Consider the following 24,212-nt stretch of genomic DNA (forward strand, 5'->3'; position numbering starts at 1 on the left):
TGGGCAGGCTGTGGAGAATGACCGTGTGAATTGGATGCAACTCATGGCATTGGCGCTGACCTGTTCAGGCGTCGGCATGGCGGGCGGAAGGCAGCCTGAGGCTGCCTGGCTGGGCCGCGCGGTGGACGTGCAGAACACTGAGTTCTGCCGCGCCAACGGGTGCCGACTGCTCCCGGCGCGCCAGAACCAGACCAATACGGTGGGCTGGCATGACGGTCAGCAGCTCCGCTACGGCGTGGGCCAGGGCTGGACGCTGGAAGTGGAGGTGCGCCCGGAAGGCTGGATCAGCAACGCCTTTCTGCTCAATTCCTCGGCCCACCGGGGAACCCGACTTGACACGAAGGAATTGAACCGGGCCGCCCACTTTCTAAGTGCCGTGACAGGCCGCCAATTTTCAGCGGGAGCCGTGAGATCCTGTATTTCTGCCGGTCTGGCCGCCCAGAATCTTGACCCGGACATTTACGGTCCACTCCAGCAGCTCAGTCAGTGGAAGACTCCGGCAGGTCTGCCCTACAAAGCGCGGTGCGGCGTGGCGGGCGCGGGGCCGCTGGGCGTCTGGGCGGGGTGGATGCAGGCATAAAGACTGCGCGCCTACCTCACCCCCGTTCCGCTACCCTACCCACATGGACATTCCGCCCGAGGTGCTGGAGCAGACGCACGCCCGCTACGTTGGCCGCGACGCCGAGCGCGCCCGCACGCATGAACGCCTGATCCTGGGCGGCCCGCTGGCGGCCAATTCCGACGAGCAGGTGGAGGCCCGCCTGACCCGTCTGGGCGTGCCGTATGCCGACGCCTGCGCCATTTCTGAGGGCCGCGAGAAGATGGCGGCGGTGGCCGAGCGCTGGCCGGGCAAGACCCGCATTCAGGCCGAGCGGGTGCTGGGCGCGAACGATCTGGTGGGCGTGGGGTATCTGGATCTGGCCCGCAGCGCGTCGCGGGCGGTGGGGCGCGTGGTGTTAAAGGACGCGCGGGGCCGCACCGTGGGCTTCGGCACCGGCTGGCTATGCAGCCCACGCGCCATCCTGACCAACCACCATGTGCTGGAGGACGCAGCCAGCGCGCGGCTGGCCGTGATCGAGTTCAACTACGAGCTGCTGCCGGACGGCGCACTCGCCACGCCCGTCACGCTTCCGCTGGACCCGGACACTCTTTTTCTGACCTCTGAGCGGCTGGATTACTCGCTGGTGGCGGTGCGCGGCGACACGGCCCCTTACGGCTGGCTGCCCCTGATCGCCAGCGCCGACAAGACCGTGTTGGGCGAGGCCCTGAGCATCGTGCAGCACCCCGGCGGCGAGACCAAGCAGATTGCCCTGCGCGAGAACCGGCTGATCGACCTGCTGCCCGACTTCCTGCACTACGAGACCGACACCGCGCCCGGCAGCAGCGGCAGCCCGGTCTTCAACGACGGCTGGGAGGTGGTGGCCCTGCACCACAGCGGCGTCCCGCGCACCGATGACCAGGGCCGCACCCTGCGCCGCGACGGTCAGCCGCTGCAACCCGGCGATCCCGACAGCGCCATCGACTGGATCGCCAACGAGGGCGTGCGCGTCAGCCGGATTCTGAACGACTTGCGGACCCGTGCCGATGCGGCGGGCAATGCGCTGGTGGCCGAAGTCCTGAGCGCCAATCGCCCGCCCGTCATCGTCTCCGCGCCCGTGGCTTCTGGCAGGGGCATTCTGGAGGCCGTCAGCACCCTCGATCTGGGCGTGGTCACGGCGGGACCGGACGGCGTGGCAAGCTGGCCCGTCACGCTGAAGGTGCGGGTCAAGGGGGGAGAGGCCACGCCAGCCCCACCCGTGCCCAGGCCGCAACCCGAACCCCAGCCGGGCGCTTACCTCAACCCGCAGGACGGCCAGGATGCGGCGGCCTATTACGCGGGCCTTGCCACCGACGGCACGCCCCAGGACCGCTTTCTGGCTCTGTCGCAACTCCTGACGCGCACGCACGCGCAGACGCCGCGCTACGCCCCATCCACCGAGTTGTATCCCGCTATAGACCTGTGGCCGGACGGCAAACTCCGCAGCCTGTACAGCGCCCGCGAACACACGCCGGAAGAATTCATTGCCGCCGATCTGGCCGCGCAGAGCCGCCGCAATGAACTGGCTGCCCGCGAGGGCATCTCCCTGGATACGCTGGAAGACGCCTTTCCGTACAACTGCGAACATGTCGTCCCGCAGAGCTGGTACAGCAAGCGCGAGCCGATGCGCGGGGACCTGCATCACCTGTTCGCCTGCGAACCCGACTGCAACTCCTTCCGGGGCAACACGCCGTACTTTGATTTCCCCGATTACGGCGAGGCGCTGCGGAGCGACTGTGGCCGCCGCGATCCCGGCGAGTTCGAGCCTGCCCACGGCAAGGGGGCGGCGGCGCGGGCCACCCTGTACTTTCTGCTGCGCTATCCCGGCGTGGTGCGCCAGTACAGCGCCCGGCACCTGGAAACGCTGCTGGCGTGGCACGCGGCACAGCCGCCCGGCGACTGGGAAAAGCACCGCAACGCCCTGATCTTCGCCCGCCAGGGCAACCGCAATCCGCTGATCGATCACCCGGAATGGGGGCCAGCGGTGGACTTCGGCGAGGGGCTGGGGCGGTAAGCCTCTTTGTGTGTGGCAGAGAGCCAGCGGAAGGACCGTCAAGGCACTCTGCACCCCGCCTCTCTGTCCAGCCGCTAAACTGCCCGTATGACACAACCCCTGTACGATCCCGCCGTCCTGAAATTCGTCGGCCAGACGCCCGAAGAAGTCCGCACGCGCCTGAGCGTGGAGCTGGACCGCTTTGAAGCGCAGTTGCGGGGCCGTCAGGGCGACTGGACCGTGACCCAGCCGAACCGCGACTGGTCCCCCGCGCAGGAGGCCGAACACGTCCTGAAGATCGACACCAGCATCGTGCCCCTGATGCGGCTGCTGCTTTCGGACAAGGAGCTGCGGCCCTCGCCCCAGGTTCCCGGCGTGACCATTAACGGCAAGCGGCAGTCGCCCGATTCACTGCTGCCCAGCGCGGAGGGGATGCCCTTCGAGGCGCTGGACACCACCTGGGCCGAACACCGCCAGAAGCTGGAAGAAATGGCCGCCCAGGTGCGGGAAACGCCGGGGCGCACCTTCTGGCACCACTTTTTTGGCGAGATCGACGCGCTGGACTGGCTGCGGATGATCACCGTGCATCTGCGCGCCCACCGCAAGCTGCTCGAGGAGAGCGCGGCAGCATGACTGGAGGCCCGGTAGAGACCCAGCCCGTCCAGACCGACAAGGGCAAGCGCGGCCACGAGCTGGACATTCACGTCACCTTTGCCCACCCGCTGCCCGAGGCGCAGGCACTGGCCGCGCTGCTGGTGCTGGACGGCTTCCGCGTGGAGCTGTACCGCCCGCACCCCGCGCCCACCCGGCCCGCCCATGAACCCGTGCCGGAGCCGGAAGTCACGCCCGATATTCCCTCTGCCCGCCTGACCGGGCCGCTGCGTGACCCGGAGGCGGTGCGCGCGGGTCTCAGCGCCCTGCTGGGCAAGGACGCCCGCTACGTGGAAGTCGGCGTGCGCGGCCTTTTGAGAAGTTCGACGGGGCAGACCGAATGGATGCCCTGGAAGCTGAACAAGGTATTGAAGCGGGCCGAGGCTGGGAAAGTTGGGTTTGAGGAATCGGTTCGGTATGTATTGGAGTAGCGTCCTATGACGCCCTTTTCTCCTTAGCTACAAATTCCACCCGCAGTTCCATTCCCAATGCGTCGGCCAGGCGCGTCAGCGTCGCCAGTGAATGCCCCTCGTAATAGGGGTCAATCAGGCGGCTCAGCGCCTGCTGACGCATTCCGGCACGCTGGGCGATCACGGCCTGCGCCTCTCCGCTGGCTTCCACCGCCTGCCGCAATTTCTGGCTGACCGGATTGGCCGTCTGCGGCGGTACGAAATCGCTGAGCGGAAACTCGGGCGGCATATTCCCGTAAGTTTCAGGCCGGAACGAATCGGCATCCAGATCCAGTTCACCCGGCCAGCCCAGCGAGCGGCCCCGCGCTCCCACGGCCACCTGCTCAAAGAAGGCCGGGTCTTTCAGCGGTGCGAAAACTCCGCCGCCAGTGAGCAGGCTGCTGACATTTGCCGTGACAGCGGCTCCATCCGTGAAGGTCAGGTGCAGGGTGTGGGGTGCTTCGGCAACGACAGCGGCGAGTTTGTACATCGGTCCTCCCATTATTCCAGCGGGTCTATGCGGCCCAGTGGCTCCTGCGCGCGGGCCAGTTCCCAGACCTGCGCCAGTTCGACCTGATGCATGGCGGCCCATTCCAGCACCAGCCGCAGCGCCCGCCGGGGCAGCCAGCCCTCATCCAGTACCAGATCGTCGATCAGGATGGTGGCCTCGTCGTCGCCGTAGATGGCGTGGAAGTGCGGCGGCAGGTGATCGCGGTAATAGAACACGATCTTGATTCCATAGAAACTGCACACCTCCGGCATGGGCTGAGACTACTACAAAAATGATGTGACTCTGGATCATTCCAGCAAATTTCTATCCGTCCATCAACGCCGTCAACCCCTTTGAGGCCGTCTCGCGCAGGCTGAAGCTCAGGCGGGGGGTCAGCTCGGTCTCATCCGGGTTGATCTCGATCACTGTTCCGCCGCGTTCCAGCGGCAGGGAGGCCAGCCCCGCCGCCGGGTACACCACGCCGCTGGTGCCGATGATCAGGGCCACGTCGGCGGCAGCAAAGGCGTCGCTGGCCGCCTCCAGCGCCTGTTCGGGCAGGAACTCGCCGAACCACACGATGTTGGGGCGCATCCGTCCGCCGCATCTGGAGCAGACCGGGGGCGGCACAAAGTCTGCCGGGGCGGGCAGGGCGTCGATCTGGGCGCAGACCTCGCAGCGGGCAGTGGTCAGGTTGCCGTGCAGTTCCACCAGCCGCTCGCTTCCGGCGCGGGCGTGCAGACCGTCCACATTCTGGGTGGCCAGAAAGTAGCCGTCGCCCTTCTCGCGTTCCAGCCGCGCCAGCAATTCATGCCCGGCGTTGGGCGTCGCGGCCATCACGTCGCGGTAGCGGCCCGCGTACCATTCCCAGACCAGCGCCGGATCGCGGAAGTAGGCGTCCGGGCTGGCGAGGTCTTCGGGCTTAAAACGCGCCCAGTGGCCCGTCTGCGCGTCGCGGAAGGTGGGAATGCCGCTCTCGGCGCTGATGCCCGCGCCGGTCAGCACGGCCACGCGGCGGGCGTCACGCAGGGCAAGGCGGGCGTCGGACAGGTTCATGGGGCCAGTCTAGCGGGCTGCCGCCCATGCTGACCGCGTTCCGGGACGGGCGAACTCCCGCTCAGTCGCAACTCTCGCGCAGGTAGGCGCGCGCCGTCCCACCCGCCAGAGAGCGGTCCTTTTTCAGGGCGTTGATGCCGTGCTGGGCCATCAGGCCGCAGTCCAGCGCCTTGTTGCGGCGGTATTCCACGTTCAGGGCCAGCTTGCCGCGCCGGGTGTACTCGGCCAGCGGGCCACATTCGCGGTACTGCTGGCACGCCTCGTTCAGAATCCCGTCGAACTTTTCCACCATCATCTGGCCCGTGCGGTCCCGCAGCAGCACCTTGTCCGGGCCGTTTTTCTGGAACACGGCCAGCCCCAGCCCATGCGCCTGATCGGCAATCCAGCCGTTGAAGTCGATCTGCTGCTGCGTGGTAATCCGCCCGCCGCTGACATTCTCGTCGTTTTGCAGGTTGTCCGGCTCCAGCGCGTCGAAGCCCTTGGCCTTGCACATCTTCATGCGCTCGGTCAGGATGTCCGCCAGCACCGAACCGGGCCGGAACACGTCGGTGATGTCCAGAAACGCCTCGTCGGGCCAGTCGGGGTCCTGCTGGATCTTCAGGTAAGCCGGGTAGCGGGCCGAGTCGGGGCGGTACGGCTCAAAGCTGCCCGCATTGATGTAGCAGACGGTGTACAGGCCCTGCCCCTTCAGCTCCGCGACTTTGGCCGCCGACACCGTGAACCCGTCGAGACCGATCAGTGTGGTGCCCGCTGCCACCTTGATGTGGCGCTCTGTGGCCGCCCCGATCTGCCAGTCCCAGCTCACCTTCCCGGCGGGCGGGAGCCTGATGGCGCTGGCGCTCTGTCCAGGCTCTGTATCTCCAGACTCTGCGCTGGCCGCGTTCTGCCCTGGCAGGCCCAGCGCCGGGGTTGTGGCAGATGCGGGACTGACCGCCGGGGACCCGGAGGTGGGGGAGACGCTCTGCCCACAGGCGCTCAGGACAAGGGACAGGGCCAGCACTCCAGAACAGGTGTTTCGCATGGAACTCCTCGGTTGCGGTGGTCTTTCTCTAGTCTCGCGGGCAACTGCGCCCAACCTACGCAGAGCGGTCTGACAGGATCAGCAGCCAGGGAGTGAAGTATTTACATAAAGACCTGCATTTCCTGAAGAAGCTCGAAATTTCCGCAAAGAACCCAGGCGCTGGCGAGAGGGCACTTTCGCCAATATGAGAAAGAGCGATGGGATGCGGGCGCGGCCTGTGCTGCCTGCTACCTTTGCAGCATGTGCATCTTGAGGTACGGCCTGTGAGGCTGGTAGTGGGCGTGTCCGGGGGCAGCGGCATTCCCTACGCGGTGGATGTGTTGCGGGCGCTGCACGGGCTGAAGCAGGGTGGCCTGGACATCGAGACGCATCTGGTGGTCAGCAGCGGCGCAAAACGTGTGATGAGTGCCGAGGGCGGCCCACAACTGGCCGATCTGACGCAGTACGCCGCCCACGTCCACGATGACCGCGATCTGGCCGCCAGCGTCGCCAGCGGTTCCTACCGCACCGATGGAATGCTGGTCATTCCGTGTAGCGCGGGCACCCTGGCCAAGATCGCGCATGGCTTTGCCGACAACCTGCTGTCGCGCGCCGCGCATGTGACCCTCAAGGAACGCCGCCCCCTGGTGCTGGTGCTGCGCGAGGACCCGTTGCCCCGGCCCACGCTGCAAAACATGCTGGCCGCCCACGACGCTGGGGCCACCGTCATGACCGCCAGCCCCGGCTTTTACCACTCGCCCAAGGACGTGGACGAGCTGCTGCATTTCGTGACCGCCCGCGTGCTGGACCAGTTCGCCCTGAACGCCCCCGGCTTCAAACGCTGGCGCGACGAGTGAACATGAGGGGAATGAACAGGGCAGCAATAAACAGGGCAGCAATAAACAGGGCAGAGGCTTGAGCAGCGCGTGCTTGCTGTCAGGCACCTCGGCGGCCCTGATTCCTGCCGCAGGCAGTGGCACCCGCCTGGGCCTGGGTCATAAGGCGTTCGTGACGGTGGGCGGCCTGTCCCTGCTGGCCCGCAGCGTCGCCGCCCTGGCCCCGCATGTGGACGAGGTACTGGTGGCCCTGCCAGACGGCATGGAGCTTCCATCTGGCATCGCTGCCTGCGCTATCGTCGGCGGTCAGACCCGCCAGGACAGCGTGCGCCGCCTGCTGCGCGCCACCGTGGCCGACACCGTGCTGATCCACGACGCGGCCAGGCCCTTTCTGGGCGCAGACATCATTTACGCCCTGTTGGAAGCGGTGGCCGAAACCGGCGCGGCAACGGTGGCCCTGCCGGTGGCCGACACGCTGGTGGCGGCGGCAGGAGGCGAGATGTGGGGCGCGTCTCTCTCCCGCGAAGGGCTGTGGGCCGTGCAGACGCCGCAGGGCTTTCGCCGCGAGTTGCTGCTGGCGGCACACGAGGCGGCGGCGGCAGACGGCCACGCCGCCACCGACGACGCCGGGCTGATCGCGCGGCAGGGCGGGCAGGTGCGGCTGGTGCGCGGCGACGCCCGGCTGTTCAAGGTCACCACCCCCGGCGATCTGGCGCTGGCCCAGGCCCTGGCCCCGGTGTGGGACGCACGGGGTTGAGTCACGGGGAACGGCGGAAGACAACTCCAGGCAAGTCGCGAGACGAGAGCGCCACCATGCCAAAGCCCCCGCCTGTGTTCAGTGCGGGGGCTTTGGCGTGGGGATCAGGCGAGATCAGCGGGTCAGGAAAAATGCCCGGTCAACCTGGATAAGACCGAAGCCGGTGGTGAAGTCGTACCCTCTTTTGCCCATGTCGGAGGCGGTGAAGGACAGCGCGTCGAAGATGTCCTCCGGGTCCAGTGTGGGATCGTCCTGAAGCAGCAGCGCGGCGGCGGCGGCAGCGTGCGGGGCGGCGGCGCTGGTGCCGAAGAAGTTGGGAAAGTTGTCGCCGTCCACCAGCGAGCCGTCGCCGAAGGTGGTCTGCCCGAAGAAACTGGTGTTGGCTCCGTCCGGGGCGGTGAAACGCGGCTGTAAGCGCTTTTCCACGGTCCGCTCGCCGTCGGTGTCAAACAGAATCGGGATGCCGCCCACCGAGGTAAACGGTTCGGGCAGGGCGGGACTGACCCCATACGCCGGGGTGTTGGAAAAGCGCGCCGCCCCCACCCCCACGCCACCCTCCGAGTTGGCGTGGCCCTTGGCGGTGGGACTGTTGGTGATGTACTCCTGTGCGGCGGCGTCGCCGTATTCCTGCATCCGCACGCGCGTCGGATTGGGGCCGTCAAAGCGCGTGACCAGCAGGTTGACCACCCTGGGGCGGCTGCTGTCGTTGAAGATAGACACGGCCTCAACCGGGTCGTTGCCGAGATTGTCGTCAGTGCTGACGCTGAAAATACCGTTGGCAGGATCGGGCGGAATCACGTTGCCTCTGTCGTCCAGGACAAACAGATCCAGGTCCGTTTTCGCTCCTTTTTTGTTGCGGGTGGCCGAGGCGAACGGATCGTCCCACTCCAGAAATGTCGTGAGAACGCCGCCAGCGGGGATGCTCACTTTCCGCAGGGTGTCGGTGCCGCGCGGGGCGTAATTGAGCATGTCGGCCTTGTAGTCGATCTGGCCGCCTGAACCGCGCAGGATAAAGGAGCCGCCGTTTTTCCATTTGGTCTCGAAGGCTTCGGCTCCGGCGTTGCCCGCCGAGGTGAAGTAGGCCACGCCCCGCTCCGCGACCTGATCGACGGCCTGGGCGATCACGCCGTCGCTGTAGGCAGGTTCGGCAAAGTAGCTGACGTCGTCCACGATGACTTTTGAACCGGCCTGGGCCAGCCGCAGGATGTTGTTGGCGAAGCCCGCCTGACCACCGATGAAGGCCGTGGCAAATGCGATGTCTGCGCCGGGGGCCACGTCGTGAACGATCTGGGCCATGGCCCGCCCCTCGTCGCTGCCGCCATCGTTCTGATCCAGATCCTGAAGCACCTGCACGCCTCGGGCGGGCAGGTCGCCGTTCCTGATGTCCTGGGCCACGGTGGTCCGTGGCGGCCCGCCCTCTGTGACGGTGTCCCAGGCGTTGAAGGAGTCCGAGAGAATCCCCACCTTGATGCCCCGGCCATCGACGCGGTACGTGCTGCGGGCAATGTTGGAGCGCTGCGCGAAATCCCCCTGTGACAGGACGCCGGTGGCTCCGGTCAGGGGAAAGGCGTTGGTTTTGGCCGCCGACATCCGCACGAACTGGAGTTCGGAGAGCTGACCGGCCTGCGCCAGCGCACCAACGGGCAGGCGGCCCGAGACCATCTGCTGGAAGGCGGAGCCGTTTTTGAGACCCAGACGCTGCAATTTTGCCAGCAGCGCGGCGGGGTCGGCGCTGGCCACCGCGTCCACCGTGACGTAATTGCCGTCAATCGGCAGACCCCGCCCGTTCTTCCCGTTCCCCAGCGACTGGGCGCTGAGTGGTGTGGCCGCCAACTGTCTGAGCGCCGAACTCAGCTTGCTCTTGCCGAAGGCCGTCTGGACGCTGCCGAGGGCCAGCACCGACAGGTCCTGCTGGCCGGTGACGGCGCTGGGCACGTCGTTCAGGGAGTCGAGCTGCGATTCGGTGGGCTGTGGGCCGGGCTGCGAGGTGGTTCCGCAGCCGACGAGCAGACTCAGGGTGAGGGCCAGACCTAGGTAGTTTCTCATTTTCCTCCCAGAACAAACGACGGCCTTCACCGATCTTGCGGTGCAGTTCCCGTTTGTGATGAATCCGTCAAAATATATCAGACCAAGTGCGCGATATTGATGAGGCGCGGGCGTAGCCCTATGTCGAGCGGTCAGTTAAGCCGTGTTTTTCCGTCCCGGTGGCAGAAAAATACCCATCAATAGTGAATTTATGAACACTTCAAACCTGGGTGGGGACCAGCCAAAGTGAGAATGCTGGCCTGCGCGTGACCCGTGCTTCAACAGGCTGGACCAATTGCTGCATCCGGCTTCGTTTGCGACTCGTACGGACTCCGATCAAGCAATGGTCGGCCTCAACCTTCAATCTGGGCCATCTTTGATCTGAGTGTCTAAAGGTCTGCACGCCAGCCGGGTGCGGTTTTTTGGCCCGCCCCCCGCTCCGGTGTGGAATGCTGGGGGGTGTGAGCTTCAGCCCCCCTGCCCTGACCTCCAGAACCTATCTGGCCCCGGCCAAGGTCAACTTTGGCCTCAGCGTGCGCTCCCAGCGCACCGACGGCTACCACGAGCTGCACACGCTGATGGTGCCGCTGGCGGTGGGCGACGAGCTGGAGATCGGCCCGGCAGACACCCTGACCCTGGAGGTGCAGTGGGTGGAGGGGCGGAGCGCGGACCTGCCCGCCGACAGCCGTAATCTGGTCTACCGCGCCGCCCGCGCGTATCTGGACGCGGCGGGGGTGGCGCAGGGCGCGGCGATCACGCTGCACAAGCGCCTGCCGCTGGCGTCTGGCCTGGGCGGCGGCAGCAGCGACGCGGCCACCACTTTGATGGCCCTGGCCCGCCTGTACCCCTCGTCCGTGTCTCTGTCTGAACTGGCGCTGGGTCTGGGCGCGGACGTGCCGTTCTTCCTGCTGGGGCAGGCTGCTGTCGCGGAGGGCATCGGCGAGGTGCTGATGCCGGTGCCGGTGCCGCGCACTGCGCTGGTGCTGGTGGGTCCGGGGGTGGAGGTCAGTGCCCGCGACGCCTACATGTGGCTGGACGACGAGGAGGCGTTTACCTCTGCCCTGGACGTGAACGCGATCCTGGCTGCACTGGGCGGCGGAGGCGAAGTGCCGTATCCCAACGCCCTGCAAGGCAGCGTCAGCGCCCGCCACGCCCCCGTGCGAGAGGCGTTGGCCGCGCTGGCGCGTGCGGGCCTGCGTTCGCCCGTCATGAGCGGTTCGGGCAGCACCTGCTTTGCCCTCGCCCCCGACGACGAACGCGCTTACGACGCCGCGAAGGCCATCGCCCTGGCGCATCCAGACTGGTGGGTTCAGGCGACGCAGACGCTGTAGAAAAACCCCTCACCCCGTTGCTTCGCAACGCCCCTCGCCCCACGGAGAGGGGTTCTCCATTGTGGGGCGAGGGTGCCGCGCCAGCGGCGGGTGAGGGGTCTCTCCTCAGCGACCCGGTTCGATTACCACTTTCCCAATCGTCTTGCGGTCCAGGATGTCCTGGAAGGCGCGGGCGCTTTCATCCAGGGCGTAGGTCGGTCCCACCTGCGGCGTCACCTGTCCGCTGGCCACCAGCGGCGTCAGGGCCTTTGCCGCCGCCACCGTCGCCTCCCGGTCAGCCATCATGCTGGTCAGCCACAACCCGGTCACGGTCAGGTTGCGCTTCATCAGTTCCACTGGCCGCATGTCTGCCGGCTCGCGGCTGGCGTTGCCGATCACGATCACGCGGCCCTGGTCCGCCGTCATGTCCAGACTTTCCTGAAACCGCTTGCCGCCCACCACTTCCAGAATCAGGGGCACGCCCTTGCCGCCCGCCGCCTCCCGGACCTTCTGCACACGGTCCGGGTCATCCTGCAACAGCGTTACGTCCGCGCCTAGGTCCCGCGCGAGCTGGAGTTTTTCCTCGGTGCTGGCCATCGCGATGACTTTCATGCCCATCGCCTTGGCAAGCTGCACGCTGGCCGTGCCCAATGCGCCTGCCGCCGCTTGCACCAGCACCCACTCGCCCTCCTGGCCGCGTCCCAGGGTTTTCAGGCCGTGGTAGGCGGTGAAATAAGACACCGGAAAGGCGGCAGCCTGCGCCCCTGTGAAGTTCTCCGGCACCGGAATGATTCCTGTTGCCTTGACCACCGCATACTTCGCCAGCGCCCCGCTGCCGCCCAGGCAAGCCACGCGCTGCCCCACTTTCACATGGGTCACACCCTCGCCCAGCGACTGAACGATTCCGGCAAATTCCATGCCGGGGGTGTACGGCACGCGCGTGCGGGTCAGGTACTCGCCCGCCACCGCCAGCACGTCGGCAAAGTTGATGCCCACGGCCTCCACTTCAATGCGGATTTCGCCCTCGCCCGGCTGCGGCACGGGAATATCCCTGATTTCCATCACATCGGGGGGGCCGAGTCGTTCGACGACGATTGCCTTCATCTGGTCAGTCATGGGGGGCAGCATAGCCGAGTGGAGGGTCGGTCACCATCGGGGCAAATCAGGTGGCGGTAGCCCAGAGCCGCCGGTCAACCGTCCTCGTTGTCCGGGATGATGCCGCCCGTCATCTCCTGTTGCAACTTGACCGACTCGTCGGTGGGCGTTTCATTCTGCGGGTCGCCTCCAGGAATATCGATCACGTCCGGGTGCGCCTCCGGCACGGTACTCTGCACGATCTCGCCGCGCCGCTCGCCTGTCGCCCTGCCCGCAGGATTCCTGTCGTCGGAAGTCATGCTGGTCAGCGTAACGCTGCCCCTGGCCCCGCCGCGTGCGGGTTCGGACAACGGGACTTTAGATGCCCGTCGATCTTCCCAGTTCCGCCGCTGCGATCCGTGCCACGTCCAGTGTTCTCCTGGCCGTCTCGTCCTCACCGTCCTCCAGATGCCACGCGGCAGACAGGCCCGCGTAGGCCAGGGTCCAGCGCAGCAGGCGGGCGTAATCCAGACCTGCCTCATCCGAGATGATGCGGGCCTGCCCTTCCAGGCGGCCTTGCGCGGTGGCCGTGTCCAGGCTGGGGTTGCACAGGATGTTGGCGTAATCGAAGCCGCGCTCTCCGATGAGTCCTTTGGGGTCTATGAACCGCCATTCCCCTTCGGCAGTGGACAGCAGATTGCCGTGGTGGATGTCGCCGTGCAGCACGCCCACGTCCTGCGGCGAGTCCAGCAGTTCGTGGGCGGTTGTCAGGGCAAGGGTAAAAATGCCGCCCACACTGGGGGCCGCCTCTTCCAGTCCCCGGAACCAGCGCTTCAGCGGGGGCAGCTCGGGCCAGGACCGGGAGCGTGGCAGTTGCGCCGCCGCCTGGCAAAGGATTCGCGTCGCCTCGTCGTCCCGTCCAGCCGCCACCATTTCAGTCAATGAGGGCCACACCTCTAGCCGCTCCATCAGTAAAGCTGGGCCGTCGTGTTCGTACACCTGCGCCGCACCGCGCCCATTCCACCAGACCATCAACCCGTTGCCCCGGCTCTCTTCCTCGCTGCGGGCGATCTTGAGCATGGCCGCCTGTTCTGCGTGCCGCACGGGCAGAAGGTCGCTGCTGTGGGTGTGGATGGCAAGGCCGTCCGGTTCCAGACTCCAGCGACTCAGATACGGCGCAAAGCTCATCCCGCCAGTCTGCACCTTCTGGCGGACTCCCTCTCCCGCGTGAGAAGCATTACACTCTTTCGGTTATGGACGCACTTTACGCAATCCTTCTCGGCATCGTCGAGGGCATCACCGAATTTTTGCCGATCAGCAGCACCGGACACCTGATCGTGGCGGGCGAACTGCTCAAGGGGCTGCTGACCACGCCGTGGACCCCGGAGATGAAAAGTGCCTTCGAGGTCATCATCCAGGGCGGGGCGATCCTGTCGGTGCTGGTGTACTACTGGAAGGACTTCCTGAAAATCCGCCACATCGCCACCGACAGGACCCAGCAGAACCTGTGGACCAGCGTCGTGGTGGCCTGCATTCCCGCCGTCGTTCTGGGCGTGCTGTTCGGCTCGAAAATCAAGGAGCTGCTGTTCACGCCCAGCGTGGTGGCCTGGGCGCTGATCGTGGGCGGCGTGCTGATCTGGCTGGTAGAAAGCCGCAAATCCACGCCCGTGATCCACAGTATTGAAACCATCAGCCCGGTCAAGGCGCTGGGCATCGGCGTGATCCAGTGTCTGGCGCTGCTGTGGCCCGGTTTCTCGCGCAGTGCCAGCAGCATTCTGGGCGGCATGATCCTGGGCCTGGACCGCCCCACCGCCACCAAGTTCAGTTTCTACCTGGGCTTTATCACGCTGGGCGGGGCCTCGCTGCTGGACCTGATCAAGAGCCGTGACATGCTGGGCCAGATCGGCGTGCTGAACATGGCGCTGGGCATCGGCGTCAGCTTCGTGGTGGCGTACATCTCGATTGGCTGGCTGCTGCGCTTCATCTCCAACCACGATTTCAAGGGCTTTGCCGTCTACCGCGTGGTGGTGGGCGTGCTGATTCTGGTGCTGATCGCCACCGGAGTCATGAGCAACGGCAGTCTGGCGTAAGCCCTGAACGTCAAAAAGGGGCCAGCCGCGAAGGTGTTCGATCCTTTGCGGCTGGCCCCTTTTTGCTGGGTTGAAGGTGGAAACGGTTGGGCCGTTAAACCCCGTTCTCTGCCTCGCTCGGCCCGCTCTCGGCCACATCTGCCGCGCCTTCCTCGATGACCGTCATGGAGCGCAGGGTCTGGCCCTGGTGCCAGCCGTACTCGGGGTTTTTAAGGGCCAGCGTGGAGGCAATGCTCTCGGCCACGCCGCGTTCCGGCTCGTCGTCCAGGCAGAACAGCAGGAATTTGCGGCCACCGGGGGCGATGCGGATAAACAGATCCGCGCCGATTTCCAGTTGCTGGGTGCGCCCGAATTTCTCGGCGCGGCCCTGCGCGTATTTGAGGGCCTGACGAATCGCGACGGTGACGGTGGGGTGGCTCATGCTGTAGACCCTATCTCGGAACGCAGCCCGCCCAGCAGCATGTCGGCGAAGCTGTCGGCCACGTCCCCTGGCGTCAGTGGGCCGCCGGGGCGGTACCAGGTATAGGCCCAGTTGACGGCGGACAGCACCAGATACGCGGTCATGCGCGGGTCCAGATCGGCGCGGAAGGTGCCTTCGGAGATGCCGCGCGTGATCAGTTCGCGGTAGAAGGCGTCGATGCTGTCTCGCCAGCCGGTGACGCGGGCGTAGGCTTCCGGGGACAGGTGTTTCCACTCGTGAAAGAACACGGTGGCGCTGTCCATGTTGTCGGCCACCACGCGGATGTGACGGTGCATGGCCTCGCGCAGCTTCTCGTCGGCGGGCAGGTCGGTATCGCGCAGGGTAAACAGCGCCTCGTCGAACTGCCGCGAGGCCACGTTCACGATCTCGATCAGCAACTCTTCCTTGCCGGAAATATGCGCGTACAGGCTGCCGCCCTGCATCCCCAGATCCCCGGCCAGATCGCGCATGCTGGTGGCGTGATAGCCGCGCTCCGAGAACAGGCGGCTGGCCGAATCGAGAATCTGGGCGCGGCGGGGTTTGGCAGTTTCAGTCATGGGCAAAAGGGGGCGCGGTGAACACGCCGATTGACCCGCAGCCTAGCACGCAGCCTAACGGGCGTTTGGCATCTGTGGACGCCCACACGCCGCCCAGACAGGCAGGATGGTAGAACACGGAACATGACCTCCAATCCTTCTGTCGCAGGCGCGCCTGTGGGCGTGCGGCCCGCTGTCCGGGCGGTTCCGGCGTATCCCTTCAGTCCCATTCAGGTGCCGATCAAGCTCGATCAGAACGAGAACCCCTACGACTTCCCGGCGGAACTGAAGGCCAGAGCCGCAGAGCGCATGCTGACCCAACCCTGGAACCGTTACCCGGACCTGCACGCCGAGACCCTGGCCGCCAGGATTGCCGAGTACGAGAACTGGGATGCGGGCGGCGTGGTGGTCACTCCCGGCAGCAACGTGCTGATCAAGCTGCTGACCGAACTGGCGGGCATCGACCAGACCGTGCTGACCGTCGATCCCACCTTCAGCGTCTACACCCTGGAGGCCAGGATGCTGGGCGCGCAGTTGGTGCAGGTGCCGCTGAACGAGGACTTCTCGATGCCGGTGGACCGCCTCAAGATCGAGTTGCAGCGCCAGCGCCCCGGCGTGCTGTACATCACCCAGCCGCACGCGCCGACGGGTCATGTGGACGACGCGGCGGCGGTGCGCGAACTGCTGGACGCTGCCGGGGAATGGGTGGTGGTGCTGGACGAGGCGTACTACCAGTACAGCGAAACCGATGGCCGCGATCTGGTGCGCCAGTACCCCAACGCCCTGAGCCTGCGGACCTTTTCCAAGGCGTGGGGCCTGGCCGGGCTGCGCGCCGGGTACGCGCTGGCGGGGGCCGAACTGGCCACGCAGCTTCAGAAACTGGTTCCGGCGTTTAACGTCAGCATCCTGATTCAGTCGGCGCTGGAAGTGGCCCTGGAGAATCCCGGCTACGTACAGGAGCGCGTCGCGGAAGCGGTGGCCGAGCGTGGGCGGGTGCTGGCGGCGCTGGAGGACCACCCCACCTGTCAGGCCATGCCCAGCCGCGCCAACTTCTTCCTGCTGCGGACGCCGGACGCCGAGGTCGCCTACCGTCACCTGATCGATCACGGCATCGTGACCCGCCGCCAGGACCGCCTGACCGGGCTGGAAGGCTGCCTGCGCGTCGGCATCGGTACCCCTGCCGAGAACGACGCGCTGATCGGGGCCTTGCGGGCGCTGAAGTAGGGTGGATCGCTTTACCGCGCCGCCCGACTATCCGCCGCGTTCACAGTCCATCAGAGACTGCACCGGCTGCGGCGCGTGCTGCGCGGCCCCCGACATTCACGCCCTGGATAAGCCGCTGGGCGTGGCCTGCGTGCATCTGGATACCGATTGTCGCTGTCAGATTTACGCCTCTCGTCCGCCTGTCTGCCAGAATTATCAGCCGGACTGGGTCTGCGGGGAAGTGGCTTTCCTGCCCACGCTGGAGGCACGGGTGGGGCGGTTTCTGGAGATTTACGGGCTGGACACTTGAGGTTGCGCGCCCCGAACCTTGCCAGATTGCGACAGGCCTCGGCTAGATTGCAGGGATGAGCCGAACGCTACGAATCTTCCTGATGGGGGTTGGCGGCCTCTCCGCCGTATTCGGATTTCTTGGGATACTGAGTATCTGGGAAACGGGCGTGACGTCGAATCTCTGGGTGGCCATTCCTCAGCTTGTTCTGGGTGTGGGCCTTCTGGTCAGGGCTTTCAGAAACGTCATTTGAATAGCCTTGTCCTAACTTCTCACAGCGCCAGCCACCCCACCAACGCGCAGCCCAGCACCACGGCCCACGCGGGCAGGCGTCCGGCGCTCAGGGCGGCGTAGGCCAGCAGCGCCAGCGCCAGATCGCCCGGCCCCCGGATGCCGCTGGTAAAGACCGGGTCATACAGCGCGGCCAGCAGCAGGCCCACCACACCAGCATTCAGCCCCGCCAGTGCGTTGCGGGCCGCAGGCCGGGCCGACAGCGCGGACCAGAACGGCAAGGCCCCGGCCATCAGCAGTGCGCCCGGTAGAAAGATGCCCAGTGTGGAAATCAGCGCGCCCAGCAGGGGAGAGGTCACCGTCTGCGCCGCGCCCAGAAAGGTGGCGAAGGTGAACAGCGGCCCCGGCACCGCGTTGGCCGCCCCGTATCCCGCCACAAACGTCTCATGGTTGACGAAGGCTGGAACGAACCCGGTTTCCAGCAGCGGCAGCACCACATGCCCGCCCCCGAAGACCAGCGCCCCGGCCCGGAAGGTGGCGTCCAGCAACGTCCATCCCGGCCCCAGCGGCGCGAGCAGCGGCAGCAGCAGCAACCCCGCCCCACACATCAGCAACAGCGCTGCGCCCATCCGGCGGGACACGGGAACGGCGGGCAGGCCGCGCTCTGCCGCCGCCTTCACGCGCAAAAAGCGCCAGCCGATCAGGGCGCAGACCAGCAGCGCCGCCACCTGCGCCCCGGCCCCAGGCAACAGCAATAGCGCCGCCGCCACGCCCAGCGCCAGCGCCGCCCGCAACCGGTCCGTGACCAGACTCCCCCACAGCCCGGCCACCGCCTGCGCCACCACCGCCACCGCCGCCACCTTCAGGCCCGCCAGTGCGCCCGCCGTCTCATCGCCGCCCCAGCGGGACAGGCCCAGCGCGAAGGCGAACATCAACGCCGCACTGGGCAGGGTGAAGCCCACCCACGCGGCCAGCATTCCGGGCCAGCCTGCCCGCAACAGGCCCGATGCCATGCCCACCTGAGAGCTGGCTGGCCCCGGCAAGAACTGCGCCAGCGCCACCAGATCGGCGTATCCGGCCTCGGTGAACCACTTGCGGCGCACCACCAGTTCCGCGCGGTAATAGCCCAGATGCGCCACTGGCCCGCCAAAACTGGTCAGGCCCAGGCGCAGGAAAACGAGGAAGACTTCGAGGGCAGGCACGAGAGACAGGGTAGAACAGTTGTGCATCACGCGGCGTCAGAGACAGTAAAAAGCCCCAGCCGAAGCCAGGGCTGATCTCTACGTCCTCCCGCTCAGTCGTCTGCGGCCTGTCCGGTCTTCTTCGGCACCGCCGGATTCTCCACGAACTCGGTGGGGTCCACCATGTCGAAGCCGATTTCCTTCTCGTAGTCCTGAATCTTGATGTGCAGGCGCTTGACGTCGCCCTCCACCATGCCATAGTCGAAGGTGTCGAAGATGGCGGTGCCCTTGTGGTTGTAGCCGTCGAAATCCGGCACCTCGCGGGTCTTCTTGATGCCGTCCTCCAGCGCTTTGCGGCTCTCGATGCCCAGATTGCGGAAGGCCACCTGCATCACGTCGCGGTTGAAGTCGCGCGGGCCGTAGATGCCGGCGCGGTACACCGTCTCCGAGAACTCTTTCCAGTCAGGCACCAGGGCGGAGGCAGGCATGGAAAACTGCCCGATCACGTTCTTGATCGCCTCCAGCGTGCGCTGCGGGTAGTAGTACAGGTACATCCGCACGCCTTCCAGAAAGAAGTTGTAGTGCGCGGCCTCGTCCACCGCAATCGTCTGCGCCACCTTGGCCAGCACCGGGTCCGAGAAGTTCGCCAGATGCGGCTTGTCGCTCTTGCCCTGCGCGATCTTCATCATGTTCAGGTAATTCAGTTGCGTGGCGCGTTCCTGAAACACGGTGTAGACCAGATTGTGAATGGCGTCGGGGAAGGGCAGCTCCCAGGTCTGGGACTTGAGGCGTTCCTTGTACTCGGCGATCCACTGCGGGGTGCGTTTGCCGCTGAACAGCACGGCGTTTTCCCAGGCGTCGGCGTGCTTTTCTTCCTCGCTGCCCCAGCGCAGTTGAAAGTGGCTGCGTCCGTGGCTGCGGCGCACCAGATTCAGCAGGCTGCTCGTAAAGTCCGGTGCGTACTGTTCCACGGCAAAAAAGCCCTGGGTCACGGTCACGATCTCGGGCGGCAGGTCCTTGCTCAGCGCCTTCCAGTCGAAGCTGCGGTCCGGGTTCCAGTTGCGCGTTTCCTGGCTGCGGGCGGTGTACCAGCGGTACAGGCCCAGAAAACCGCGCTCGATCAGGCGGTCCTTCTCGCGGCTGCTGAGCAGGCCCGCCGGGGTGCTGGGGCGCTCGTTGAGCATGTTGGGGGGCAGAATTTCGGCCATTGGGGGTTCCTCCTTGGGTCACCCGTGGGACTTCAGGGTGAGGTGGGTTCTATGGGTGCCGTTCTCCCTTCGGCTGGCTGCCCGGTCAGGATGGTGCGTCTGGGTGCAGGCAGGGCTGGGGACGGTATGCACACAGCCTAGCCCCGGACGCCTGACGGACTTCTGAACTGGGACGCGGTGCAAGAGAGAACGCCGTTCCTGAACAGTTGTCTGAACTGCGGGAAGCGTGCCCGCGTCTGCCACGTCACCCCAGCCGCTAAACTGCCCCCCATGAGCCTCGTCGGACAGCCTGCCCCCGATTTCACCCTGCCCGCCAACACCGGCCAGAACGTGACCCTCAGCAGTTATAAGGGTCACCAGAATGTCGTCCTGGTGTTTTACCCGCTGGATTTCAGCCCGGTGTGCAGCATGCAGCTTCCCGAATACTCCGGGCGGCAGGACGATTTTGCCGAGGCCGGGGCGGCGGTGCTGGGCGTCAACCGAGACAGCATCCACGCCCACCGCGCCTGGGCCGCCGAGTACGGCATCGAGGTCCCGCTGCTCTCGGACATGAACCTGAATGTGGCGCGGCAGTACGGCGTCGCCATTGACGAGCGCGGTATCAGCGGACGCGCGGTGTTCCTGATCGATAAGGGCGGTGTGGTCCGTTTCCAGCACATCGAGGCCCAGGCGGGCGAGTACACGGTGCGCCCGGAAGCGGTGCTGGCTAAGCTGCGGGAGCTGTAAGCCGGGGCGTTGAAACTGGAAGAGGAGAGCCGGGAAAGCGGCGCACTGCCCCGGCTTTCCTCCTTCGGTGGTCCCGCTACCCCGGCTGGTTGCCCGCCACATAGAAGATCAGGCCGATCAGCAGCAGATCGAAGGCCCAACTGGCAGGTCGCCGCAGCCGTTCGTCACGGCGGGAGCGCAGGAACTGCACCCCCAACCGCACCAGCAGCAGCACCGCGATCAGGTAGGGGCTGGGCGGCGGTCCGCCAGTCACCAGCGGAATGACCAGCAGCACCGCCAGCACGCCCAGCAGGGCAAAGCTGACGATGGTGAGCGGGTCAGGAGTAGGCCGGGGATCGGTCATTCCTCAGTCGGGGTGCCCGGAGCTGGGGCTTCTGCGTCTATTTCCGCTACTTTTTTAGCCCTGGATTTGCGGGGTTTCGGGGCAGGCTTGGCCTCGACGGGCGTGCCATCCGCGTTCAGTTCGGCGGCTTTGGGCTTGCGCGTCCGCTTGGGCTTGGCGGGTTCGCTGCCGTCTGCGGCGGGTTCTGCCTCAGTTTTGGGTTTTTTGGCGCGGCTGGCCCTGGGCTTGGGGGTCTTGGGCGCTTCCCCGTCCTCTCCTGCCAGCTCTGCGGCCTTGCGGCTGGCCCGCGCGGTCAGGGTGCGCGTGGATTCCAGTTCCACCGGGTCCGCCAGATGCTCCGGGGTGGGCGGGGCTTGATCTGGGTCCGCCTGCTGCGCTCCAGCGCCCGCTTCCGGCATGGATGGACCGCCGCCCACCCATTCGCGCTCGGTTCTCCCGGCGGCAGCCTCTGACGCAGTGAGGTCACGGGCTTCTTCCGGCTGGATCAGGCGTGCCTCGGCGGCATTGGTCTGCTCGCTCCTGGTCTGTGCTTCGGTGGACGGGCCGCCCACCCATTCGCGCTCCGGCTCTGTCTTCTGGGCAAGGCTGGCCCCCTCGTGCTGGACATTCGAGGTCTCCGCCACGTCCCCGACTCCAGCCACTTCAGCGGGCGACAGGAAAGCCTCTGGCTCCAGCACCAGCACGCTGTTGGGGGGCAGGTTCAGGCGCAGGTGATGGGTCTGGCCGTTCCAGCCCTCCTCCCTGGCCGTCAGGTCCGGTTGCTGGGTGCCGAAGCCGCCGTATTCGCCGTCGTCGGTGGACAGCAGCAGGCGGTAGTCGCCGCCCTGCGGCACGCCGATGGGGTACAGGTCACGGTAAACAGGGGTCAGGTTGGCGACGATCAGGCTCCAGGCAGCGCTGCCCGGATCGCGGCGCAGGTAGGCGTAAACGCTGTGTTCGGCGTCGTCGGCGCTGATCCACAGCATGCCTTCCTCGCGGGTATCGGCGGTGTGCCAGTCGGGGCGATGCACATACAGGTCGTTCAAGCGGCGCACCAGATCCATGATGCCCCGGTGGTCCGGCTGATCGGCCATGTACCACGGCAGTTCCTTATCGTGGTTCCACTCGGTGGACTGCCCGAATTCCTGCCCCATGAACAGCAGTTTCTTGCCAGGAGTGGACCACATCATTGCCAGGAAGGCGCGGTACTGGGCGCGCTGGGCGTACCACTCGCCGGGCATCTTCATGACCATGCTCTTTTTCAGGTGGACCACTTCGTCGTGGCTGATCGCCAGCACGTAATTCTCGCTGGTGCGGTAGGCGTTGAAAAAGGTCAGGGCGTGGTGGTGGTGCGCCCGCCACAGTGGGTCTTCCTTGAAATACCCCAGGTTGTCATTCATCCAGCCCATCGCCCACTTGTAATCGAAGCCCAGGCCGAACGGCGCGGGGGTGGTGACGCCGGGAAACGAGGTGCTTTCCTCGGCGATCATCATCACGCCGGGGGCCATGTGGTGCGCCACCTCGTTCAGCCGCTTGAGGAAGGCGATGGCCTCCAGATTCTCGCGCCCGCCGTGAATGTTGGGAATCCATTCGGTGCGCGAGAAGTCCAGATACAGCATGGAGGCCACCGCGTCCACCCGCAACCCGTCGATGTGGAAGTCCTGAAGCCACTTGACGGCGCTGCCGATCAGGAACATCACCACCTCGTTGCGCCCGTAGTCGAAGATCAGGGTATTCCAGTCCAGGTGAAAGCCCTTGCGCGGATCGGCGTACTCGAACAGCGGGCCGCCGTCGAAGCTGGCCAGCCCTGCCGAATCGGTGGGGAAGTGCCCCGGCACCCAGTCCAGCAGCACGCCCAGACCGAGACCATGCAGGTGGTCCACCAGATATTTGAAGTCTTCCGGGTTGCCCATGCGACTGGTTGGCGCGTAGTAGCCGGTGACCTGATAGCCCCACGAACCGTCGAAAGGATGCTCCATGACGCCCAGCAACTCGACATGCGTGTAGCCCATGTAGGTCACATAGTCGCCCAGGCGGTGTGCCAGCTCGCGGTAATTCAGGAACCAGCCGTCGTCGCGCTTGCCCCAGCTCGGGGCGTGGCATTCGTAGATGCTGACGGGACGCTCGAAGCCTGCCGAGCGCTCCTGCATCCACTCACCGTCATTCCACTCGTAGGCCGCGTCCCAGATGATGCTGCCGGTGGCTGGGCGGGTCTCGAAATAGGTGCCGTAGGGATCCATTTTATCCTGGGTCTGCCCGTCCTGCCCGGTGACGCGGAATTTGTAGCGCTGGCCGTGGCGGGCGGCAGGGACGAAGACGCCCCAGCAGCCGAACTCCAGTCGGTTCAGGGCGTTGTCGAAGCCGTTCCAGCCGTTGAAGTCGCCCACCACGCTGACGTGGGTGGCGTTGGGTGCCCACACGGCGAAGCGCACGCCCTCCACACCATCCTGCGTGGTGGGGTGTGCGCCCAGCATCTGATCGGGGCGGACCAGATCGGCGGTCACCAGTTTTTGAAGATGTTCGTGATCGAGGGGAAGCGGGGAAGTCATGGCCGGAGTCTAGCGGGGGGCGCTGAAAAGCGGGGTGGCACGTCCAGATGCCCCAGGCTCCAGCCCAGCGCTTCGTGTCCCGGAAAGGCCGCCCCCGACGCCGAATCCAGTCCTCTAGCTCAAACCTTCACGATCCAGCCGTCCGGCGCGGCCACGTCACCGTACTGGATGCCCACCAGTTCGTCGTACAGGCGGCGCGTCACGGGTCCGGCCTCGGTTTCACTGTGGAAGACGTGGAAGGTGTCGCCATTCTGGATGCCGCCGATGGGGGTGATCACGGCAGCCGTACCGCACGCGCCCGCCTCGGTGTAGCCGTCCAGCGCGTCGATAAACACGTCGCCTTCCTCCACTGGCATGTTCAGGCGGTGTTCGGCCAGCCACAGCAGGCTGTACTTGGTGATGCTCTCCAGAATGCTGGGCGACTTGGGCGTCACGAAGCGCCCGTCCCGCGTGACCGCGAAGAAGTTGGCTGCGCCCACCTCCTCGATCCTGGTGTGCGTTTCGGGATCCAGATACAGGGCGTCGGCAAAGTGGTGGCCGTCGATCACGGTGTCCTTGGCCTGCTGGCCGGGCATCAGGCTGGCCGCGTAGTTGCCGCCCACCTTGGCTGCCCCGGTGCCGTGCGGCGCGGCGCGGTCATAGCCCGACACCAGAAAGTTCTGCGGGGTCAGGCCGCCCTTGAAATACGGCCCCACCGGCACGCAGAGCACGCTGAAGATAAATTCCGGGGCCGTCCGCACACCGATGTTGTCGCCCACGCCGATCACGAAAGGCCGCAGGTACAGCGAGCCGCCCGTGCCGTAGGGGGGGATGAAGCGCTCGTTGGCTTTGACCACCTGCGTGACCGCATCGATAAATTGCTCGTCACTGATCTCGGGCATCAGCACGCGGCGGCAACTGCGGCGCATCCGGGCGGCGTTCTGATCCGGGCGGAAGATGTTGATACTGCCGTCCTTGCAGCGGTACGCCTTGAGGCCCTCGAAACACTGCTGCCCGTAATGGATGGCCGTGCTGCCCTCTGCGATGTGCAGGACGTTGTCCTCGGTCAGGGTTCCGGCGTCCCACGCGCCGTCTTTCCAGTGCGACAGGTAGCGCAGATCGGTGCGGATATAGCTGAAGCCGAGGGTGGCCCAGTCGATGTCAGGGGCGGCTTTCGGGGCAGTTCGCGTCATGCCCCGATTATCGCGCACTCGTGGGAGGGG

Annotated in this window: 25 protein-coding genes and 1 pseudogene; 11 read left to right on the forward strand and 15 right to left on the reverse strand. The window is 66.0% G+C overall.

The genetic code is table 11. From position 1 onward, the window contains the following. The first annotated feature begins 43 nt into the window (after positions 1-43). The 4 genes from Q319_RS0102945 to Q319_RS0102960 all read left to right on the forward strand — a co-directional run bounded on the left by Q319_RS0102945 (position 44) and on the right by Q319_RS0102960 (position 3,652). On the forward strand, positions 44-580 hold the full coding sequence (locus Q319_RS0102945) for a hypothetical protein (RefSeq protein ID WP_029480437.1): 537 nt from the start codon (positions 44-46) through the stop codon (positions 578-580). 43 nt (positions 581-623) lie between these two features. Next, on the forward strand, positions 624-2,591 hold the full coding sequence (locus Q319_RS0102950; protein WP_029480439.1) for an endonuclease: 1,968 nt from the start codon (positions 624-626) through the stop codon (positions 2,589-2,591). 87 nt (positions 2,592-2,678) lie between these two features. Continuing rightward, entirely contained in the window at positions 2,679-3,203 is a 525-nt protein-coding gene (locus tag Q319_RS0102955) for a DinB family protein (RefSeq protein WP_029480440.1), read from the forward strand. After that, positions 3,200-3,652: a hypothetical protein gene (locus Q319_RS0102960; protein WP_029480441.1), complete on the forward strand. Its 453-nt coding sequence runs from the start codon at positions 3,200-3,202 to the stop codon at positions 3,650-3,652. The genes Q319_RS0102955 and Q319_RS0102960 overlap by 4 nt, the downstream gene beginning before the upstream one ends. Before the next feature lie 4 nt (positions 3,653-3,656). Here the strand turns inward: Q319_RS0102960 and Q319_RS25320 are convergent, their stop codons facing one another. The 4 genes from Q319_RS25320 to Q319_RS0102980 all read right to left on the reverse strand — a co-directional run bounded on the left by Q319_RS25320 (position 3,657) and on the right by Q319_RS0102980 (position 6,234). Continuing rightward, entirely contained in the window at positions 3,657-4,160 is a 504-nt protein-coding gene (locus Q319_RS25320) for a DUF2442 domain-containing protein (RefSeq protein WP_051655054.1), read from the reverse strand. 11 nt (positions 4,161-4,171) lie between these two features. Next, positions 4,172-4,432: a DUF4160 domain-containing protein gene (locus tag Q319_RS0102970; RefSeq protein WP_029480445.1), complete on the reverse strand. Its 261-nt coding sequence runs from the start codon at positions 4,430-4,432 to the stop codon at positions 4,172-4,174. Positions 4,433-4,484: 52 nt separating this feature from the next. Beyond that, entirely contained in the window at positions 4,485-5,213 is a 729-nt protein-coding gene (locus Q319_RS0102975; protein WP_029480446.1) for an SIR2 family NAD-dependent protein deacylase, read from the reverse strand. Between the two features lie 61 nt (positions 5,214-5,274). Next, positions 5,275-6,234 (reverse strand): endo alpha-1,4 polygalactosaminidase, encoded by a 960-nt coding sequence (locus tag Q319_RS0102980; RefSeq protein ID WP_029480447.1) that lies wholly within the window; start codon positions 6,232-6,234, stop codon positions 5,275-5,277. 263 nt (positions 6,235-6,497) lie between these two features. Between Q319_RS0102980 and Q319_RS0102985 the strand changes: the two genes are divergently transcribed. Together Q319_RS0102985 and ispD are read left to right on the forward strand one after the other, a co-directional pair. Continuing rightward, positions 6,498-7,070 (forward strand): UbiX family flavin prenyltransferase, encoded by a 573-nt coding sequence (locus Q319_RS0102985; protein WP_029480449.1) that lies wholly within the window; start codon positions 6,498-6,500, stop codon positions 7,068-7,070. A 58-nt stretch (positions 7,071-7,128) separates the two neighbouring features. Continuing rightward, positions 7,129-7,806, forward strand: a complete 678-nt coding sequence (gene ispD, locus Q319_RS0102990; protein ID WP_029480451.1) for a 2-C-methyl-D-erythritol 4-phosphate cytidylyltransferase — start codon at positions 7,129-7,131, stop codon at positions 7,804-7,806. A 114-nt stretch (positions 7,807-7,920) separates the two neighbouring features. On the opposite strand, the gene Q319_RS0102995 is transcribed toward ispD, so the two are convergent. Then, positions 7,921-9,852, reverse strand: a complete 1,932-nt coding sequence (locus tag Q319_RS0102995; protein WP_051655055.1) for a S8 family peptidase — start codon at positions 9,850-9,852, stop codon at positions 7,921-7,923. A gap of 440 nt (positions 9,853-10,292) precedes the next feature. Between Q319_RS0102995 and Q319_RS0103000 the strand changes: the two genes are divergently transcribed. Beyond that, positions 10,293-11,162 (forward strand): 4-(cytidine 5'-diphospho)-2-C-methyl-D-erythritol kinase, encoded by an 870-nt coding sequence (locus Q319_RS0103000; RefSeq protein WP_245618919.1) that lies wholly within the window; start codon positions 10,293-10,295, stop codon positions 11,160-11,162. A gap of 105 nt (positions 11,163-11,267) precedes the next feature. Here Q319_RS0103000 and Q319_RS0103005 read toward each other — a convergent pair whose 3' ends face one another. The 3 genes from Q319_RS0103005 to Q319_RS0103015 form a co-directional block, all read right to left on the reverse strand. Next, positions 11,268-12,257 carry an NADPH:quinone oxidoreductase family protein gene (locus Q319_RS0103005; protein ID WP_029480454.1) on the reverse strand — a complete coding sequence of 330 codons (990 nt, stop codon included), beginning with the start codon at positions 12,255-12,257 and terminating at the stop codon, positions 11,268-11,270. Between the two features lie 74 nt (positions 12,258-12,331). Then, on the reverse strand, positions 12,332-12,535 hold the full coding sequence (locus tag Q319_RS0103010; RefSeq protein WP_156039143.1) for a hypothetical protein: 204 nt from the start codon (positions 12,533-12,535) through the stop codon (positions 12,332-12,334). A gap of 58 nt (positions 12,536-12,593) precedes the next feature. Further along, positions 12,594-13,403 (reverse strand): aminoglycoside phosphotransferase family protein, encoded by an 810-nt coding sequence (locus Q319_RS0103015; protein WP_029480457.1) that lies wholly within the window; start codon positions 13,401-13,403, stop codon positions 12,594-12,596. A 65-nt stretch (positions 13,404-13,468) separates the two neighbouring features. On the opposite strand from Q319_RS0103015, the gene Q319_RS0103020 reads away from it, so the two are divergent. Beyond that, the gene (locus Q319_RS0103020) at positions 13,469-14,305 is read left to right on the forward strand and encodes an undecaprenyl-diphosphate phosphatase (protein WP_029480458.1); all 837 of its coding nucleotides are present in this window, start codon (positions 13,469-13,471) and stop codon (positions 14,303-14,305) included. A gap of 94 nt (positions 14,306-14,399) precedes the next feature. Here Q319_RS0103020 and Q319_RS0103025 read toward each other — a convergent pair whose 3' ends face one another. Together Q319_RS0103025 and Q319_RS0103030 are read right to left on the reverse strand one after the other, a co-directional pair. Continuing rightward, complete coding sequence (locus tag Q319_RS0103025) at positions 14,400-14,726, reverse strand: hypothetical protein (RefSeq protein WP_029480459.1); 327 nt, start codon at positions 14,724-14,726, stop codon at positions 14,400-14,402. Next, positions 14,723-15,322 carry a TetR/AcrR family transcriptional regulator gene (locus tag Q319_RS0103030; protein WP_029480460.1) on the reverse strand — a complete coding sequence of 200 codons (600 nt, stop codon included), beginning with the start codon at positions 15,320-15,322 and terminating at the stop codon, positions 14,723-14,725. The genes Q319_RS0103025 and Q319_RS0103030 overlap by 4 nt, the downstream gene beginning before the upstream one ends. 123 nt (positions 15,323-15,445) lie before the next feature. Here Q319_RS0103030 and Q319_RS0103035 point away from each other — a divergent pair, with 123 nt between their 5' ends. Together Q319_RS0103035 and Q319_RS0103040 are read left to right on the forward strand one after the other, a co-directional pair. Then, entirely contained in the window at positions 15,446-16,525 is a 1,080-nt protein-coding gene (locus Q319_RS0103035; protein WP_029480461.1) for a pyridoxal phosphate-dependent aminotransferase, read from the forward strand. Between the two features lies 1 nt (position 16,526). Then, positions 16,527-16,814: a YkgJ family cysteine cluster protein gene (locus Q319_RS0103040; protein WP_029480462.1), complete on the forward strand. Its 288-nt coding sequence runs from the start codon at positions 16,527-16,529 to the stop codon at positions 16,812-16,814. 251 nt (positions 16,815-17,065) lie between these two features. Here Q319_RS0103040 and chrA read toward each other — a convergent pair whose 3' ends face one another. Further along, positions 17,066-18,226: a chromate efflux transporter gene (gene chrA / locus Q319_RS0103050; RefSeq protein ID WP_029480464.1), complete on the reverse strand. Its 1,161-nt coding sequence runs from the start codon at positions 18,224-18,226 to the stop codon at positions 17,066-17,068. A 92-nt stretch (positions 18,227-18,318) separates the two neighbouring features. Next, entirely contained in the window at positions 18,319-19,413 is a 1,095-nt protein-coding gene (locus tag Q319_RS0103055) for an acyl-ACP desaturase (RefSeq protein ID WP_029480466.1), read from the reverse strand. Between the two features lie 270 nt (positions 19,414-19,683). Here Q319_RS0103055 and Q319_RS0103060 point away from each other — a divergent pair, with 270 nt between their 5' ends. Next, positions 19,684-20,139, forward strand: a complete 456-nt coding sequence (locus Q319_RS0103060) for a peroxiredoxin (RefSeq protein WP_029480467.1) — start codon at positions 19,684-19,686, stop codon at positions 20,137-20,139. 76 nt (positions 20,140-20,215) lie between these two features. On the opposite strand, the gene Q319_RS0103065 is transcribed toward Q319_RS0103060, so the two are convergent. From Q319_RS0103065 to Q319_RS0103075, 3 genes and pseudogenes are all read right to left on the reverse strand, one after another. Next, positions 20,216-20,482: a hypothetical protein gene (locus Q319_RS0103065; protein ID WP_029480468.1), complete on the reverse strand. Its 267-nt coding sequence runs from the start codon at positions 20,480-20,482 to the stop codon at positions 20,216-20,218. Positions 20,483-21,147: 665 nt separating this feature from the next. Beyond that, positions 21,148-23,010, reverse strand: a pseudogene (locus tag Q319_RS0103070) (1,4-alpha-glucan branching enzyme); the annotation flags it as partial. A gap of 119 nt (positions 23,011-23,129) precedes the next feature. Continuing rightward, on the reverse strand, positions 23,130-24,182 hold the full coding sequence (locus tag Q319_RS0103075; RefSeq protein ID WP_029480470.1) for a branched-chain amino acid aminotransferase: 1,053 nt from the start codon (positions 24,180-24,182) through the stop codon (positions 23,130-23,132). Positions 24,183-24,212 lie beyond the last annotated feature (30 nt).

Source organism: Deinococcus marmoris DSM 12784 (assembly GCF_000701405.1).
In the GTDB taxonomy this organism is placed as follows: Bacteria; Deinococcota; Deinococci; order Deinococcales; family Deinococcaceae; genus Deinococcus; species Deinococcus marmoris.

Bases quoted from the DNA above. Each gene is read 5' to 3' on its own strand.
- Q319_RS25320 (WP_051655054.1), bottom strand. From the start codon at position 4,160: ATGTACAAACTCGCCGCTGTCGTTGCCGAAGCACCCCACACCCTGCAC.
- Q319_RS0103060 (WP_029480467.1), top strand. From the start codon at position 19,684: ATGAGCCTCGTCGGACAGCCTGCCCCCGATTTCACCCTGCCCGCCAAC.
- Q319_RS0102960 (WP_029480441.1), top strand. From the start codon at position 3,200: ATGACTGGAGGCCCGGTAGAGACCCAGCCCGTCCAGACCGACAAGGGC.
- Q319_RS0102980 (WP_029480447.1), bottom strand. From the start codon at position 6,234: ATGCGAAACACCTGTTCTGGAGTGCTGGCCCTGTCCCTTGTCCTGAGC.
- Q319_RS0103020 (WP_029480458.1), top strand. From the start codon at position 13,469: ATGGACGCACTTTACGCAATCCTTCTCGGCATCGTCGAGGGCATCACC.
- Q319_RS0103075 (WP_029480470.1), bottom strand. From the start codon at position 24,182: ATGACGCGAACTGCCCCGAAAGCCGCCCCTGACATCGACTGGGCCACC.
- Q319_RS0102950 (WP_029480439.1), top strand. From the start codon at position 624: ATGGACATTCCGCCCGAGGTGCTGGAGCAGACGCACGCCCGCTACGTT.
- Q319_RS0103065 (WP_029480468.1), bottom strand. From the start codon at position 20,482: ATGACCGATCCCCGGCCTACTCCTGACCCGCTCACCATCGTCAGCTTT.
- Q319_RS0103010 (WP_156039143.1), bottom strand. From the start codon at position 12,535: ATGACTTCCGACGACAGGAATCCTGCGGGCAGGGCGACAGGCGAGCGG.
- Q319_RS0102970 (WP_029480445.1), bottom strand. From the start codon at position 4,432: ATGCCGGAGGTGTGCAGTTTCTATGGAATCAAGATCGTGTTCTATTAC.
- Q319_RS0102955 (WP_029480440.1), top strand. From the start codon at position 2,679: ATGACACAACCCCTGTACGATCCCGCCGTCCTGAAATTCGTCGGCCAG.
- Q319_RS0102975 (WP_029480446.1), bottom strand. From the start codon at position 5,213: ATGAACCTGTCCGACGCCCGCCTTGCCCTGCGTGACGCCCGCCGCGTG.
- Q319_RS0103055 (WP_029480466.1), bottom strand. From the start codon at position 19,413: ATGGCCGAAATTCTGCCCCCCAACATGCTCAACGAGCGCCCCAGCACC.
- Q319_RS0103025 (WP_029480459.1), bottom strand. From the start codon at position 14,726: ATGAGCCACCCCACCGTCACCGTCGCGATTCGTCAGGCCCTCAAATAC.
- Q319_RS0103030 (WP_029480460.1), bottom strand. From the start codon at position 15,322: ATGACTGAAACTGCCAAACCCCGCCGCGCCCAGATTCTCGATTCGGCC.
- Q319_RS0103035 (WP_029480461.1), top strand. From the start codon at position 15,446: ATGACCTCCAATCCTTCTGTCGCAGGCGCGCCTGTGGGCGTGCGGCCC.
- Q319_RS0103005 (WP_029480454.1), bottom strand. From the start codon at position 12,257: ATGACTGACCAGATGAAGGCAATCGTCGTCGAACGACTCGGCCCCCCC.
- Q319_RS0103015 (WP_029480457.1), bottom strand. From the start codon at position 13,403: ATGAGCTTTGCGCCGTATCTGAGTCGCTGGAGTCTGGAACCGGACGGC.
- Q319_RS0102995 (WP_051655055.1), bottom strand. From the start codon at position 9,852: ATGAGAAACTACCTAGGTCTGGCCCTCACCCTGAGTCTGCTCGTCGGC.
- Q319_RS0102945 (WP_029480437.1), top strand. From the start codon at position 44: ATGGCATTGGCGCTGACCTGTTCAGGCGTCGGCATGGCGGGCGGAAGG.